Source organism: Nonomuraea sp. GTA35, from assembly GCF_041950525.1.
Taxonomy (GTDB): domain Bacteria; phylum Actinomycetota; class Actinomycetes; order Streptosporangiales; family Streptosporangiaceae; genus Nonomuraea.
The window spans coordinates 342,898-355,463 of record NZ_JBGNUV010000008.1; the positions used below are offsets into that span (position 1 = coordinate 342,898).

Here is a 12,566-nt window from a genome sequence, read left to right on the forward strand (position 1 = left end):
CCGCCCATGACCGCACTCACCCCGGCCCCGTCCCCGCACCCGCCGGCCGGTGACGCCGCACGCCTGCCGCACCAGCCCGCCGGTGAGGCGGAGTCCTCGCGGCGTCCGCCCGGCGGCCCTTCTTCCCGGCGTCCGGCGCGGGCCCGCGGGCAGGCGGCGGCGAGGGTGCCGGCCTCACCCGGCGTCCTGCGGCTGCTCCTGCCGAGCGCCTTCCTCCTCCTGCTCGCGCTCGCGGTCGCCGTACCGGGCCTGCTGACCGGCGCCGATCCGCTCGCCGCCGACCCGCTCAGCGCGCTCGCGCCTCCCGGCCCCGAGCACTGGCTCGGCAGCGACCACCTCGGGCGCGACGTGCTGTCCCGGGTCGTGCACGGCGCCCGCCACTCCATCAGCATCGGCGCCGCCGCCACCGCGCTGGCCGTCACCTCCGGCGTGCTGCTGGGCCTGGCCGCCGGGCTGTCGCCCAAGTGGGCGGACGAGGCGCTGGCACGCGCGTTCGACGTGCTGTCCACCCTGCCCGAGCTGCTGCTCGCCCTCCTCGTCGTGGCGATCACCGGCCCCGGCACCGGGAACGTGATCTTCGCCATCGCCGTCGCCCAGATCCCGAACTACGCCCGCGTGATCCGCGCCCAGACCTTCGTCGTCCGCCGCTCCGGCTACGTCGAACAGGCCGTCACGTTCGGCCGCCCCCGCCTGTCGATCACCGCCGGGCACGTGCTGCCGAACGTGCTCGGGCCCATCCCCGTGCTGGCCACCATCGGGCTCGGCCAGGCGGTCATCGCCAGCTCGGGGCTGAGCTTCCTCGGCATGGGGCCGCAGCCCCCGGCCGCCGAGTGGGGCGCGATGCTCTCCGAGGCCCGCAACTACCTGCGGGTGGCCTGGTGGGAGGCGCTGTTCCCGGGACTGGCGATCACGCTGACCGTCGTCTGCCTGACCGTCGTCGGCCGCCGCCTCCAGCGCCGCTTCGAAGGAAGGACCCCATGACCACGACTACCGCCGTCCAGCCGTCCCCTCTGGTCGCCGTGGCGGACCTCCGGGTGAGCTTCAAGGGGATGGAGGTCGTGCGAGGAGTGTCGGTGTCCGTCGCGCCCGGTGAGTGCGTGGCGATCGTGGGGGAGTCCGGCTCCGGCAAGAGCGTCACGGCGCGGACCCTGCTCGGGCTGGCCGGACCTGGCTCGGCGGTGCGGGCGTCCGCGTTCACGGTCGCGGGGCAGGACGCGCTGCGGTTCGGGGAGCGGGAGTGGCGGGCGCTGCGGGGCAGGTTCGCCGGGCTCGTGCTGCAGGACGCGCTGGTCTCGCTCGACCCGCTGCGCACCGTGGGCGCGGAGATCGGCGAGGTGCTGGCCGTGCACGACGTGGTGCCGCGGCGGTGGCGGGAGAGCAGGACGCTGGAGCTGCTGGAGTCGGCCGGCGTGCCGGAGCCGGAGGTACGGGTCCGGCAGCGTCCGCACGAGCTCTCCGGCGGGCTGCGGCAGCGCGTGCTCATCGCCTCCGCCATCGCGGCCGAGCCCGAGCTGATCATCGCCGACGAGCCCACGACCGCGCTCGACGTCACCGTGCAGGCCCAGATCCTGCGGCTGCTCGCCGAGCGCAAGGCGGCGGGCACCGCGCTGCTGCTGATCAGCCATGACCTCGCCGTCGTCGGGTCGATCGCCGACCGCATCCTCGTCATGCGCGACGGCCGGGTCGTCGAGGAGGGACCCGCCGGGCAGGTGCTGGCCGCGCCCGCGCACGACTACACGCGCGCCCTGCTGGCGGCGGTGCCGTCGGCCGCCTCCCGCGGCACCCGCCTCACTGACGGAACCCCGCTCCCGCACCGGCCCCGGGCCCTGAGCGGCGCGCCGCCCTCCGGTCCGAGCGCCGTGCCGCCCTCCGCCCCGAGCGCCGTGCGGGCCGCCGCCTCAGATGCCGCCCCAGCCGAAGCGCCAGCCGTCTCGGGCGCAGCGCAGGCCGCCTCGGGCGCCGTCCCGGGTGCCGGTGGGGAACCGGTGCTCGCGGCCGACAACCTGACCCGCTCCTACGGCTCCCGCCGCGTGGTCGCGGACGTCTCCTTCGCCCTCCACCGGGGCGAGACCCTGGGCATCGTCGGCGAGTCCGGCTCGGGCAAGACCACGGTGGCCCGGCTGGCCATGGCCCTGCTCGAACCCGACCACGGCCGGGTCACCCTGCACGGCGAGCCCTGGAGCGGCCCGCGCGAGCGCCCTCGCCGCCCTCGCCGTCCCACCATCCAGCTCATCTCCCAGAACCCCCTGGACTCCTTCGACCCCCGCCACACCACCGCCCGCCTGATCGCCGAGCCGCTGCGGCTGCCGAGGGCCGAGCGGCGGGCACGGGTGCTGGACCTGCTGGCCCGCGTCGGCCTCCCGCCGGAGGTGGCCGGCCGGCACCCGCGCGAGCTGTCCGGCGGCCAGCGGCAGCGGATCGCCATCGCCCGCGCGCTCGGCCCCCGCCCCGACGTGCTGGTCTGCGACGAGCCCGTCTCCGCGCTGGACGTCTCCGTCCAGGCCCAGGTGCTCGACCTGCTCGCCGAGCTCCAGGCCGAGTACGGCACCGCGATGGTGTTCATCTCCCACGACCTGGGCGTCGTCCATCACATCGCCGACCGGGTGCTGGTCATGAAGGACGGCCGGGTCGTGGAGGAAGGGCAGGTGGACGAGGTGTTCACCGCGCCGCGCCACCCGTACACGCGCGATCTGGTGGCCGCGGTGCCCCGGCTGCCCGCCGGCGAAGTGGCAGATCTCCCCCTGACGGCGGCGAAACCGCAGGTGAGCGCGGGGATGTGAGCCAAGGGGAGGTGGCGCAACCTCCCCGTTATCCCCTTTTTCCTACTCATTAAGTAGGTTAGCGGGCATGGAACGGATGGCCCTCGACGATCGGCGGCGCCGGGCGGATCGTGCCCGGCAGGTCGCCGACCTGCTGAGAAGACAGATCATCCACGGCGGCTTCCCCGGCGGGCAGCTCCCGCTGGAGGCGGCGCTGGCACGCGAGTTCGACACCTCGCGCAACACCGTGCGGCAGGCGCTGGACCTGCTGCGCGAGGAGGGCCTGGTCGAGCGGTGCCCGGGGGTGGGCACCACGGTGGCGGCCGAGAAGTACCCGCACGGCCTGCACCGCCTGCTCGGCCTGGCCGAGACCCTGCACGAGCACGGCCGGGTCGTCAATCAGGTGCGCACGATGACCCTCATCGAGCCGCCCGCCCCGGTCAGCCACCGGCTCGGGCTGGCGCCCGGCGAGCAGGTCGTCTACCTCGAACGGCTGCGCAGCCTCAACGGCCTGCCGCTCTCGCTCGACCTGACGTACCTGGTGCGCGACGTCGGCGAGCCGCTGTTCGACGAGGACCTGGCGGGCAACGACATCTTCGTCCTGCTGGAGACGATCACCGGGCAGCCCCTCGGCACGGCCGAGCTGACCCTGGAGGCGGTCAACGCCGACCCGCACACCGCCGCCGCGCTCGGCACGCCGTGCGCAGCCGCGCTGCTGATGGTCGAGCGGCTGACCCACCTGGCCGACGGCAGGCCGGTGGACCTGGAGTTCATCCGTTTCAGGGGTGACCGGCTGACGATGCGCGGCCACCTCCGGCGTACCGAGAAGGAGGAGCAGGCATGGCCCTGATCGAGCAGCGGGTCGAGGTGCCCGTGACGATCGACGAATCCCTGTGCATCGAGGGCTGCACGTTGTGCGTGGAGGCGTGCCCGCTCGACTCGCTGGCGATCAGCGACGAGACCGGCAAGGCGTACATGTACGTGGACGAGTGCTGGTACTGCGGCCCCTGCGCGGCCCGCTGCCCGGTCGACGCGGTCACCATCAACATCCCCTACCTGCTGCGATGAAGGAACGCGCGATGCGCAAAGCGCTCATGGCGGCCGCCCTGCTGCTGGCGGCGACGGCCTGCTCGGTCTCCGGAGCGGCCGGCGACGGCGGGAAGATCACGCTCGTCGTCGGGTACCAGTCCAGGACCATCAACACGGTGACGGCGGGCACGCTGCTGCGCTCGCTGGGATACCTGGAGAAGCGGCTCGGCGACAGGTACGCGGTCGAGTGGCAGGACTACGAGACCGGTGCCCCGATCACCGCCAAGATGGTGGCCGGCAAGATCGACATCGGCTCGATGGGCGACTACCCGCTGCTGATCAACGCCGCCAGGACCCAGCCGATCCCGGCCGCCCGCACCGAGCTGATCTCCATCACCGGCTACAACCTGCGCGGCGGGCTCAACATGGTGCTGGTCCCGCCCGGCTCCACGGCCCGCACGCTGTCCGACCTGGCCGGCACCAAGATCTCCGCCAGCGTCGGCTCGGCCGGGCACGGCACGCTGGTGCAGGCCATGGAGCGGGCGAAGATCACCGCAGAGGTGGTCAACCACCAGCCCGCCGTCGGCGCGGCGCAGCTCGAGTCGGGCGGCGTGCAGGGGTACGCGCAGTTCGTGGCCTGGCCCGGCCTGCTGGCCTTCCAGGGCAAGGGCCGCCTGGTGTACGACGGGTCGGCCCTGGACGTGCCGACCTTCCACGGGGTGGTGGCGCGGCAGGCGTACGCCGAGGAACATCCGGAGGTCGTGGACGCCTTCCTCAAGGCCCAGCTCGACGCCACCCGCTACCTGCACGAGCACCCGCTGGAGGCGGCCGAGTCCGTGGCGAAGGACACCGGGCTGCCCGCCGAGGTGGTCTACCTCTACAACGGCCGGGACGGCATCTCGACGTTCGACGTCACGCTGAAGGAGCCGCTGCGACAGGCGCACCAGCGCGACGTCGCCTACCTCAAGCAGATCAGCTCCGACTTCTCCGGCGTGGACGTGCAGGCGTTCGTCAACGACAGCTACCTGCGCAGGGCGTACGGGGCCGCGTACGACAGGGACCGGGCCTCGACCGCGAACCCCGCCACGACCACCGGCACCGACGCCGCCTGCGGCCGGCCCGTCACCGACCCGGGCACCGCCTCGGAACTCTGGCTGGCGGGCGAGAGCGCGACCAGGCCCGCCGCCACGCCCACGTGCCTGCTGCGCCAGATCGCCGCCGCCCGGGGGAAGGTGCGGGCGGCGTACGTGCCCGACACCGTGACCGGCACCAGGTGGTTCGCCGACCGGTCGGTCTGGCTGAAGGAACCAGGCGGGAGCTTCCTGCCCTTCACCACCCAGGAAGGCGCCGACGCCTACCGCGCGGAGCACCCGAAGGCCGAGCCCGTCGGCTACGCGGACGCGCTCGCGTCGGTGGCGGGGGGAGGTGACGCCCGATGACGGCCGACGCCCGGATCACAGACGCCCGGGCTGCCGAGGTCCGGCCTGCCGGCGAGGTCCGGGCTGCCGAGGGCAGGACCGCTGGGGCGCGGGCTGACGGGCCGCGGGCGGCCGGCGCCCAGGCGGGAGACCCGCCGGGGGCGTCCGCCTGGGCGCGACGGCGCGCGAGGAGCGGCGCGAAGGTGCGGCGGCGGCTCGTCGGGGCCGCGTCCCTGCTGGTCGCGGCCGGGCTGTGGCAGGTGCTCACCGTCACCGACGCCCAGGTGTGGCTGCGCTTCGACCGGCTGCCCACGCTGGGCGAGATCGGCGCCGGCGCCGCGAGCCGGGTCACCACCCCGCTCTACTGGCTCGACCTGCTGCAGAGCCTGATCAGGATCCTCACCGGGTTCGGGCTGGCCGCGGTGGCGGGGGTGGCCGCGGGCGTGCTGGTGGCCAGGTCCGCCAGGGCGGGGGACGTGCTGACCCCGCTGTTCGAGGCCGTGCGGCCCATCCCCGCGATCGCGCTGGTGCCGGTGGCCATCCTGCTGTTCCCGGCCGACGAGCAGGGCATCGTGTTCATCACGTTCGCCGCGGCGTTCTTCCCGATCATGGTGAGCACCCGGCACGCCGTACGCGCCCTGCCCACCCTGTGGGAGGACGCCGTCAGGACGCTGGGCGGCGGCCGCCGTCACGTGTTGTGGCACGTCGTCCTGCCGGGGATCCTGCCCGGGGTGTTCGGCGGCCTGTCGGTCGGCATGGGCGTGTCGTGGATCTGCGTCATCTCGGCGGAGATGATCTCGGGAGAGTTCGGGGTCGGCTACCGGACGTGGATGTCGTACACGATCGTCGACTACCCGGCCGTGATCGTCGGCATGATCACCATCGGGGTGCTCGGCTGGCTCACCTCGGCCGCCGTCGAGCTGGTGGGGCGCCGGGTGACGCGCTGGCTGCCCAGGGCGGAGGAGGAGTCGTGACGCTCGGCATCACCCTGGAGTCCCTGTCGCTCGGCTACGCGCGCGGCCCCGTGCTGCGGGAGGTCGATCTGGCGGTCCGGCCCGGCGAGGTGCTGGTGATCGTCGGCGCGTCGGGGTCGGGCAAGTCCACGCTGCTGCGCGCGCTGGCCGGGCTGCTGCCTCCGCACGGTGGCCGGGTCCTCGCCGATGACGCGGAGGTCACCGGCACCTCCCGGGAGCGGGCGATGGTCTTCCAGGACGACGGGCTGCTGCCCTGGCGCACCGTGCGGCGCAACGTCGAGCTGCCGCTGCGCATCCGCGGGCTGTCCAGGCGCGAGCGCAGGGCGGTGGCCCAGGACTGGCTGGCCCGCGTCGGCCTGGAGGGCCACGAGGACCGGCTGCCCCGCGAGCTGTCGGGCGGCATGCGCCAGCGCGTGCAGCTCGCCCGCGCCCTGGCGGGGACGCCCCGCGCGGTGCTGATGGACGAGCCGTTCGGCGCGCTCGACGCCCAGACCCGCGCCGGCATGCAGGCCCTGCTGCTGGACGTGCTGCGCGACACCCGGGCGACGATCGTCTTCGTCACGCACGACGTGGACGAGGCGCTGCTGCTCGCCGACCGCGTCGTGGTCCTCGGGCAGGGCGGCGTTCGCTCGGTCATCGAGGTGCCCTCGCCCCGCGACCCCGCCGCCGGCCGCGCCGGCCTGCGCGGCCAGATACTCGAGGAGCTGTGAAGATGGAGATCCCCCCGATCGAGGACCGCCTGCACCTGGAGTGCGAGGTGCTCGTCGTCGGCGGCGGCACCGCCGGGACGATGGCCGCCATCACGGCGGCCGAGCGCGGCGCGCGCGTGCTGCTGCTGGAGAAGGCCCACGTGCGCCACAGCGGCGCGCTGGCCATGGGCATGGACGGCGTCAACAACGCGGTCATCCCCGGCAAGGCCACGCCCGAGGACTACGTCGCCGAGATCACCCGCGCCAACGACGGCGTCGTGAACCAGAAGACGATCTACCAGACCGCGACCAGGGGCCACGACATGGTGCGCCGCCTGGAGGGCTACGGGGTGAAGTTCGAGAAGGACGAGCACGGCGAGTACGCGGTGCGCCGGGTGCACCGCTCCGGCAGCTACGTGCTGCCGATGCCGGAGGGCAAGGACGTCAAGAAGGTCCTGTACCGGGTGCTGCGGCAGCGCCACATCCGGGAGCGGGTCCGCATCGAGAACCGCGTCATGCCGGTCAGGGTGCTCACCTCCGGCGGCCGGGCGGTCGGCGTGGCCGGCCTCGACTCCCGTTCGGGGCGGTTCGTCACGGTCTCCGCCGGAGCCGTGATCCTCGCGACGGGCGCGTGCGGCCGGCTCGGGCTGCCCGCCTCGGGCTACCTGTACGGCACGTACGAGAACCCGGCCAACGCCGGCGACGGCTACGCCATGGCCTACCACGCCGGCGCCGAGCTCAGCGGCATCGAGTGCTTCCAGATCAACCCGCTGATCAAGGACTACAACGGCCCGGCCTGCGCGTACGTGGCCAACCCGTTCGGCGGCTACCAGGTCAACAACCGGGGGGAGCGGTTCGTCGACTCCGACTACTGGTCGGGACAGATGATGGCCGAGGTGTCGGCCGAGATCGGCTCCGCCCGAGGCCCCATCTACCTCAAGCTCTCCCACCTGCCCGACGAGACCGTCACCGCCATCGAGAACATCCTGCACACCACCGAGCGCCCTACCCGTGGCACGTTCCACGCAGGGCGCGGGCACGACTACCGCACCCACGACGTGGAGATGCACATCTCGGAGATCGGCCTGTGCGGCGGCCACTCCGCCTCCGGCGTGTGGGTGGACGAGAACGGCGCGACCACGGTGCCCGGCCTGTACGCCGCGGGCGACCTGGCCTGCGTGCCGCACAACTACATGATCGGCGCCTTCGTCTTCGGCGACCTGGCGGGCGCGCACGCCGCCGCCCACCACCGGGTGCCGGGCGCGTTGCCCGAGGACCAGATCGCCGCCGCGCACGAGCTCGTCTACCGGCCCCTGCGCCACCCGGACGGGCCGCCGCAGCAGCAGGTCGAGTACAAGCTGCGCCGCTTCGTCAACGACTACGTGGCGCCGCCGAAGACCGGGGCCAAGCTGGAGATCGCGCTGGAGTCGTTCGAGCGGATGCGGGAGGAGATCGCCGCGATGGGGGCGCGCACGCCGCACGAGCTGATGCGCTGCGCCGAGGTGGACTTCATCCGCGACTGCGCCGAGATGGCGGCGCGCTCCTCGCTGGTCCGTACCGAGAGCCGGTGGGGGCTCTACCACGACCGGGCCGACCTGCCCGGGCGCGACGACTCCCAGTGGCTGTTCCACCTCAACCTGCGCAAGCGCGCCGACGGGGCGATGGAGTTCGTCAAGCGGCCGGTTGAGCCGTACCTCGTGCCCGTCGAGGAGTTCACGCCCGTCCAGGCCGAGCCGGTGGTGCTGGGTACGCGAGGCGCGGTCGCCGTAATGCGGCGGGCCGCCGGCCAGGTCGTGCGGCAGGCCGCGGTGGGGCGCTCGCCGCGGATCCTGGAGCTGCACCGGCTCGCCGAGCAGCAGCCTGTCGTCTCCGACCTGGCCCCGTACCTCGCCGACCCCGACCCCAAGGTGCGCCGCGCCGCGATCGCCACGCTCACCGAGACCGTCCCGCCCGGCACGGGACCGGCGCTGGCGGAGGCGCTCGACGACGCCCACGGCACCGTGCGGCGGGCCGCCGCCACCGGGCTGGTCGAGCTGGTCGAGGTGCTGCCCGCCACCGGCACGTTCGGCGCCGCGCTGGCCGGGCGGCTGCCGAGCGGGGACGCCACGGTACGGGCGGCGGTCCTGGACGTGCTGCGCGCGCTGCGGCTGGGCGGCACGGAGCTCTTCCACGGCGCGCTGCACGACCCCGACCACCGGGTGCGGATCGCGGCCGTCAGGGGGCTGGTCTCGCTCGACGCGGTCTCCGAGGTGGCCGGCGCGGCCACGGACCCGTCGCGAGAGGTGCGCGTGTGGGCGGCCAAGGGCCTCGGCCTGATCGGCAAGCCGTCGCCCGCCCTGGGGGTGCTCGCCGGCGACACCGACCCTCTGGTCAGGGCCGCCGCCCTGGAATCGTCGGCCGCCACGGGCGATCCGCTGGTGTCGGCGGCCCTGGAAGGGCTGCGGGACCCGGCCTGGCAGGTGCGGGTGGGGTCGGCGCGCTGCCTGGCGGCCGCGGACCCCGCCACGGCGACGCCGCCGCTGGTCGCGGCGCTGTCGGACGCCAATCCGGACGTACGCAAGGCCGCGGTGCTGGCGCTGGGGCCATGGGCGGCCGCCACGGGTGCGAGCGGGACTGGAACGGCCGGCGCGGGTGCGGACGGTACTGGGGCGGACGGCAACGGGGCGGACGGCAACGGGGCGGACCGCACTGGGGCGGGCGGCGCGGAGGTGGTGCGGGCGTTGCGCGGCGCGCTCGACGACACGGACGCCGACGTCCGCGCCTACGCCCGCCGTGCCCTGGCCACCCCATGACGCCACACCAGGAATTGGCACTGGGAGTTTTGGCCCTCACTCCGCCACAATTGGTGAAGTGTGCCTCTTTTGGGACTTAAGTGGCGCGCGGCCTATTTGTGGTTCATCGAGTGATTGGCGAGTGCATGGCGGGCGAGCACAGGCGTACGGTCCTGGTGGTGCGAGGAGGGTGGGAAGGGCACGTCCCGGTGGCGGCCACCGACCTCTTCGTGCCCTTCCTCGAGAAGAACGGGTTCGAGGTGTGGCTGGCGGACAGCCCGGCGCCCTACGCGGACCCCGCGTACATGTCCGGGGTCGATCTCATCGTGCAGTGCTACACGATGGGCACCATCGAGCAGGACCAGCTCAAGGGCCTGCGGGCGGCGATCGAGGCCGGCACCGGGATGGCCGGCTGGCACGGCGGCATCGCCGACTCCTACCGCAACTCCTCCGACTACCTGCACCTGATCGGCGGGCAGTTCGCGTGCCACCCGGGCAAGCACCCCGACGACGAGGACGCGGGCACCGAACGGCACAACTTCGTCCCGTACACCGTCAACATGCTGCCCGAGGCGGCCGCGCACCCCATCACCGAGGGGATCGGCGACTTCGACCTCGTCACCGAGCAGTACTGGGTGCTGGCCGACGACTACAACGACGTGCTGGCGACCACGACGCAGAAGGTGCGCCCGTGGGACCCCTGGCACCGGGAGGTGACCTCGCCGGCGATCTGGACGCGCCGCTGGGGCAAGGGGCGCATCTTCGTCGCGACCCCGGGGCACAGCCTCGACGTCCTGCAGCACGACAGCGTGCGCACCATCATCGAGAGGGGAATGTTGTGGGCCAGCCGCTGAACCTCGGCATCGTCGGTTGCGGGGCCATCTCGGCCCAGTACCTGCGCACCATCGACCGGCTGCCGCAGGTGCGGCTGGTGGCGGTGGCCGATCTGGACCCGGAGCGGGCGCGGGCGGCGGTGGCGGCGTACCCGGGCGTGGATGTGCTGGGCGTGCCGGAACTCATGGCCGACGCCCGGATCGACGCCGTGCTCAACCTGACCATCCCGGCCGCGCACGCCGAGGTCGCGCTGCTCGCCATCGCGGCCGGCAAGGACGTCTACTGCGAGAAGCCGCTCGCCGCGACCGGCGAGGACGCGCGCCGGGTGCTGGAGGCGGCCGAGGCGGCGGGGGTACGGGTCGGCTGCGCGCCCGACACGGTGCTCGGCACCGGCACCCAGACCGCCCGCCAGGCCATCGACGACGGCCTCATCGGCAGGCCGGTCGCGGCCACGGCGACGATGGTGACGCCCGGTCACGAGCGCTGGCACCCCAACCCGGACTTCTACTACGTCCCCGGCGGCGGGCCGCTCCTGGACATGGGTCCGTACTACATCAGCAGCCTGGTGACGCTGCTCGGCCCCGTGACGACGGTGATCGGCGCGGCCAGCCGTACGCGGGCCAAGCGCACGATCGGCTCGGGCCCGCGCCAGGGCGAGGAGATCCCGGTCACCGTGGACACCCACGTCACCGGCGTGCTCGTGCACGAGTCCGGCGCGCTGTCCACGCTGGTGATGAGCTTCGACGCGGTGGCCACCAAGGCGCCGAACATCGAGGTGCACGGCGAGCGGGGCTCCCTCGTGGTACCCGACCCCAACCACTTCGACGGCGAGGTCATGCTGACCCGCCTCGGCGACGAGGGCCCGCGCCCGCTGCCGGTGTCGGCGGGGTACGCGGGGGCCGGCCGCGGCGTCGGCCTGATCGACCTCGCCGAGGGCCGCGAGCCCAGGGCGGGCGGCACGCTGGCCTTCCACGTGCTCGACGTCATGGAGTCGCTGCTCGCCTCGGCGCACGAGGGCCGGGCGGTGGACGTCGAGAGCACCTGCGAGCGGCCCAAGCCGGTGGCGCTGGACGGGCTCGGCGCCGAGCGGCAGTCAGGCGGGTGAAACCGTCCTGACCGCCGGATGAGGTCGTCAAACGGATGAGGTCGTCAAACGGTTGTGGCCGTAAGGCGGGTGAGGCCGTCAGCAGGGTGAGGTCGTCAGGCGGGTGAGGCCGTCAGCGGGCTGAGGTCGTCACGGCGTGCGGAAGCCCCGGAACGTCACGGGCTTGCGGGTCTCGAAGCCGAGCCGCTCGTAGAGGGCGATCGCGCCGGTGTTCGCCTCGGCCACGTGGAGGAAGGGGCGTTCGCCGCGAGCCAGGACACGCGCGGTGAGGGCGCCGACCAGGCGGGCGGCGTGCCCTCGCCCGCGTGCCTCCGGGGCGGTGCAGACGGCGCTGATCTCCGTCCACCCCGGAGGCCGCAGGCGCTCGCCCGCCATCGCCACCAGGGCGCCGTTCTCGCGCACGCCGAGATAGGTGCCCAGCTCGCGGGTACGCGGCCAGAACGGCCCCGGCTGGGCGCGGGCGACGAGGGCCAGCATCTCGGGAACGTCGTCCGCGCCCAGCTCGACCACTCCGGCGCCGGTCCCGGCGGGCGGGCGGCCGGGCCCGACCATCTGCCGGCCGTCGAGGACGAAGACCGGCTCCCAGCCCGGCGGCGGTGTCGCCGGGCTGCTGAACATGTCGGCGAGCTCGCCCGTGCCGAGCAGCCGGGCGAGGTCGGCCCACTCCTCCGGTCCCGCGCCGGGGGTCACCGTGGAGAAGGTGGCGACTCCATGCTGGTAGGTGGCGGCCCGGCCGAGCCGGCGGGCGAGGTGAGCGTGGTGACCGCGCAGCGACTCGCCCACCGGGTCGTCGAGAGCGGGGACGTCGCGGCTGACCATGGTGCTGCACCTCTCGTGTCCTGCGGGGATCGACGGCCATCCTACGAACCACGCGAAGCGCCGCGGGCGCCGGGCCGGCCGACACCGGCTTGTCGGGCACTCCCTCCCACGCCGGGCACGAGAGCCGTCAGAGGAAGCCGGGACGGCCGCCCTTCTGCGCGGGCACGG

11 protein-coding genes are annotated in these 12,566 nt (G+C 73.9%); 10 read left to right on the top strand and 1 reads right to left on the bottom strand.

The window, feature by feature from the left end:
• The first annotated feature begins 6 nt into the window (after window positions 1–6).
• From ACBJ32_RS33355 to ACBJ32_RS33400, 10 genes are all read left to right on the top strand, one after another.
• Entirely contained in the window at window positions 7–981 is a 975-nt protein-coding gene (locus ACBJ32_RS33355; RefSeq protein WP_375130129.1) for an ABC transporter permease, read from the top strand.
• A complete protein-coding gene (locus ACBJ32_RS33360) occupies window positions 978–2,780 on the top strand; it encodes a dipeptide ABC transporter ATP-binding protein (protein WP_375130130.1) in 1,803 nt (600 codons plus the stop codon). Before ACBJ32_RS33355 ends, ACBJ32_RS33360 begins: the two co-directional genes overlap by 4 nt.
• 67 nt (window positions 2,781–2,847) lie before the next feature.
• Window positions 2,848–3,609 (top strand): GntR family transcriptional regulator, encoded by a 762-nt coding sequence (locus ACBJ32_RS33365; protein WP_375130131.1) that lies wholly within the window; start codon window positions 2,848–2,850, stop codon window positions 3,607–3,609.
• Window positions 3,600–3,827: a ferredoxin family protein gene (locus ACBJ32_RS33370; protein WP_375130132.1), complete on the top strand. Its 228-nt coding sequence runs from the start codon at window positions 3,600–3,602 to the stop codon at window positions 3,825–3,827. Before ACBJ32_RS33365 ends, ACBJ32_RS33370 begins: the two co-directional genes overlap by 10 nt.
• A gap of 11 nt (window positions 3,828–3,838) precedes the next feature.
• Complete coding sequence (locus tag ACBJ32_RS33375; RefSeq protein WP_375130133.1) at window positions 3,839–5,227, top strand: ABC transporter substrate-binding protein; 1,389 nt, start codon at window positions 3,839–3,841, stop codon at window positions 5,225–5,227.
• Window positions 5,224–6,180 carry an ABC transporter permease gene (locus ACBJ32_RS33380; protein ID WP_375130134.1) on the top strand — a complete coding sequence of 319 codons (957 nt, stop codon included), beginning with the start codon at window positions 5,224–5,226 and terminating at the stop codon, window positions 6,178–6,180. Before ACBJ32_RS33375 ends, ACBJ32_RS33380 begins: the two co-directional genes overlap by 4 nt.
• Window positions 6,177–6,890: an ABC transporter ATP-binding protein gene (locus ACBJ32_RS33385; RefSeq protein WP_375130135.1), complete on the top strand. Its 714-nt coding sequence runs from the start codon at window positions 6,177–6,179 to the stop codon at window positions 6,888–6,890. Before ACBJ32_RS33380 ends, ACBJ32_RS33385 begins: the two co-directional genes overlap by 4 nt.
• Window positions 6,891–6,892: 2 nt before the next feature.
• The gene (locus ACBJ32_RS33390) at window positions 6,893–9,661 is read left to right on the top strand and encodes a fumarate reductase/succinate dehydrogenase flavoprotein subunit (RefSeq protein ID WP_375130136.1); all 2,769 of its coding nucleotides are present in this window, start codon (window positions 6,893–6,895) and stop codon (window positions 9,659–9,661) included.
• A gap of 125 nt (window positions 9,662–9,786) precedes the next feature.
• On the top strand, window positions 9,787–10,494 hold the full coding sequence (locus ACBJ32_RS33395) for a ThuA domain-containing protein (RefSeq protein WP_375130137.1): 708 nt from the start codon (window positions 9,787–9,789) through the stop codon (window positions 10,492–10,494).
• On the top strand, window positions 10,479–11,579 hold the full coding sequence (locus tag ACBJ32_RS33400) for a Gfo/Idh/MocA family protein (protein WP_375130138.1): 1,101 nt from the start codon (window positions 10,479–10,481) through the stop codon (window positions 11,577–11,579). The genes ACBJ32_RS33395 and ACBJ32_RS33400 overlap by 16 nt, the downstream gene beginning before the upstream one ends.
• 129 nt (window positions 11,580–11,708) lie before the next feature.
• On the opposite strand, the gene ACBJ32_RS33405 is transcribed toward ACBJ32_RS33400, so the two are convergent.
• Window positions 11,709–12,398, bottom strand: a complete 690-nt coding sequence (locus ACBJ32_RS33405) for a GNAT family N-acetyltransferase (RefSeq protein ID WP_375130139.1) — start codon at window positions 12,396–12,398, stop codon at window positions 11,709–11,711.
• Between the last annotated feature and the right edge of the window lie 168 nt (window positions 12,399–12,566).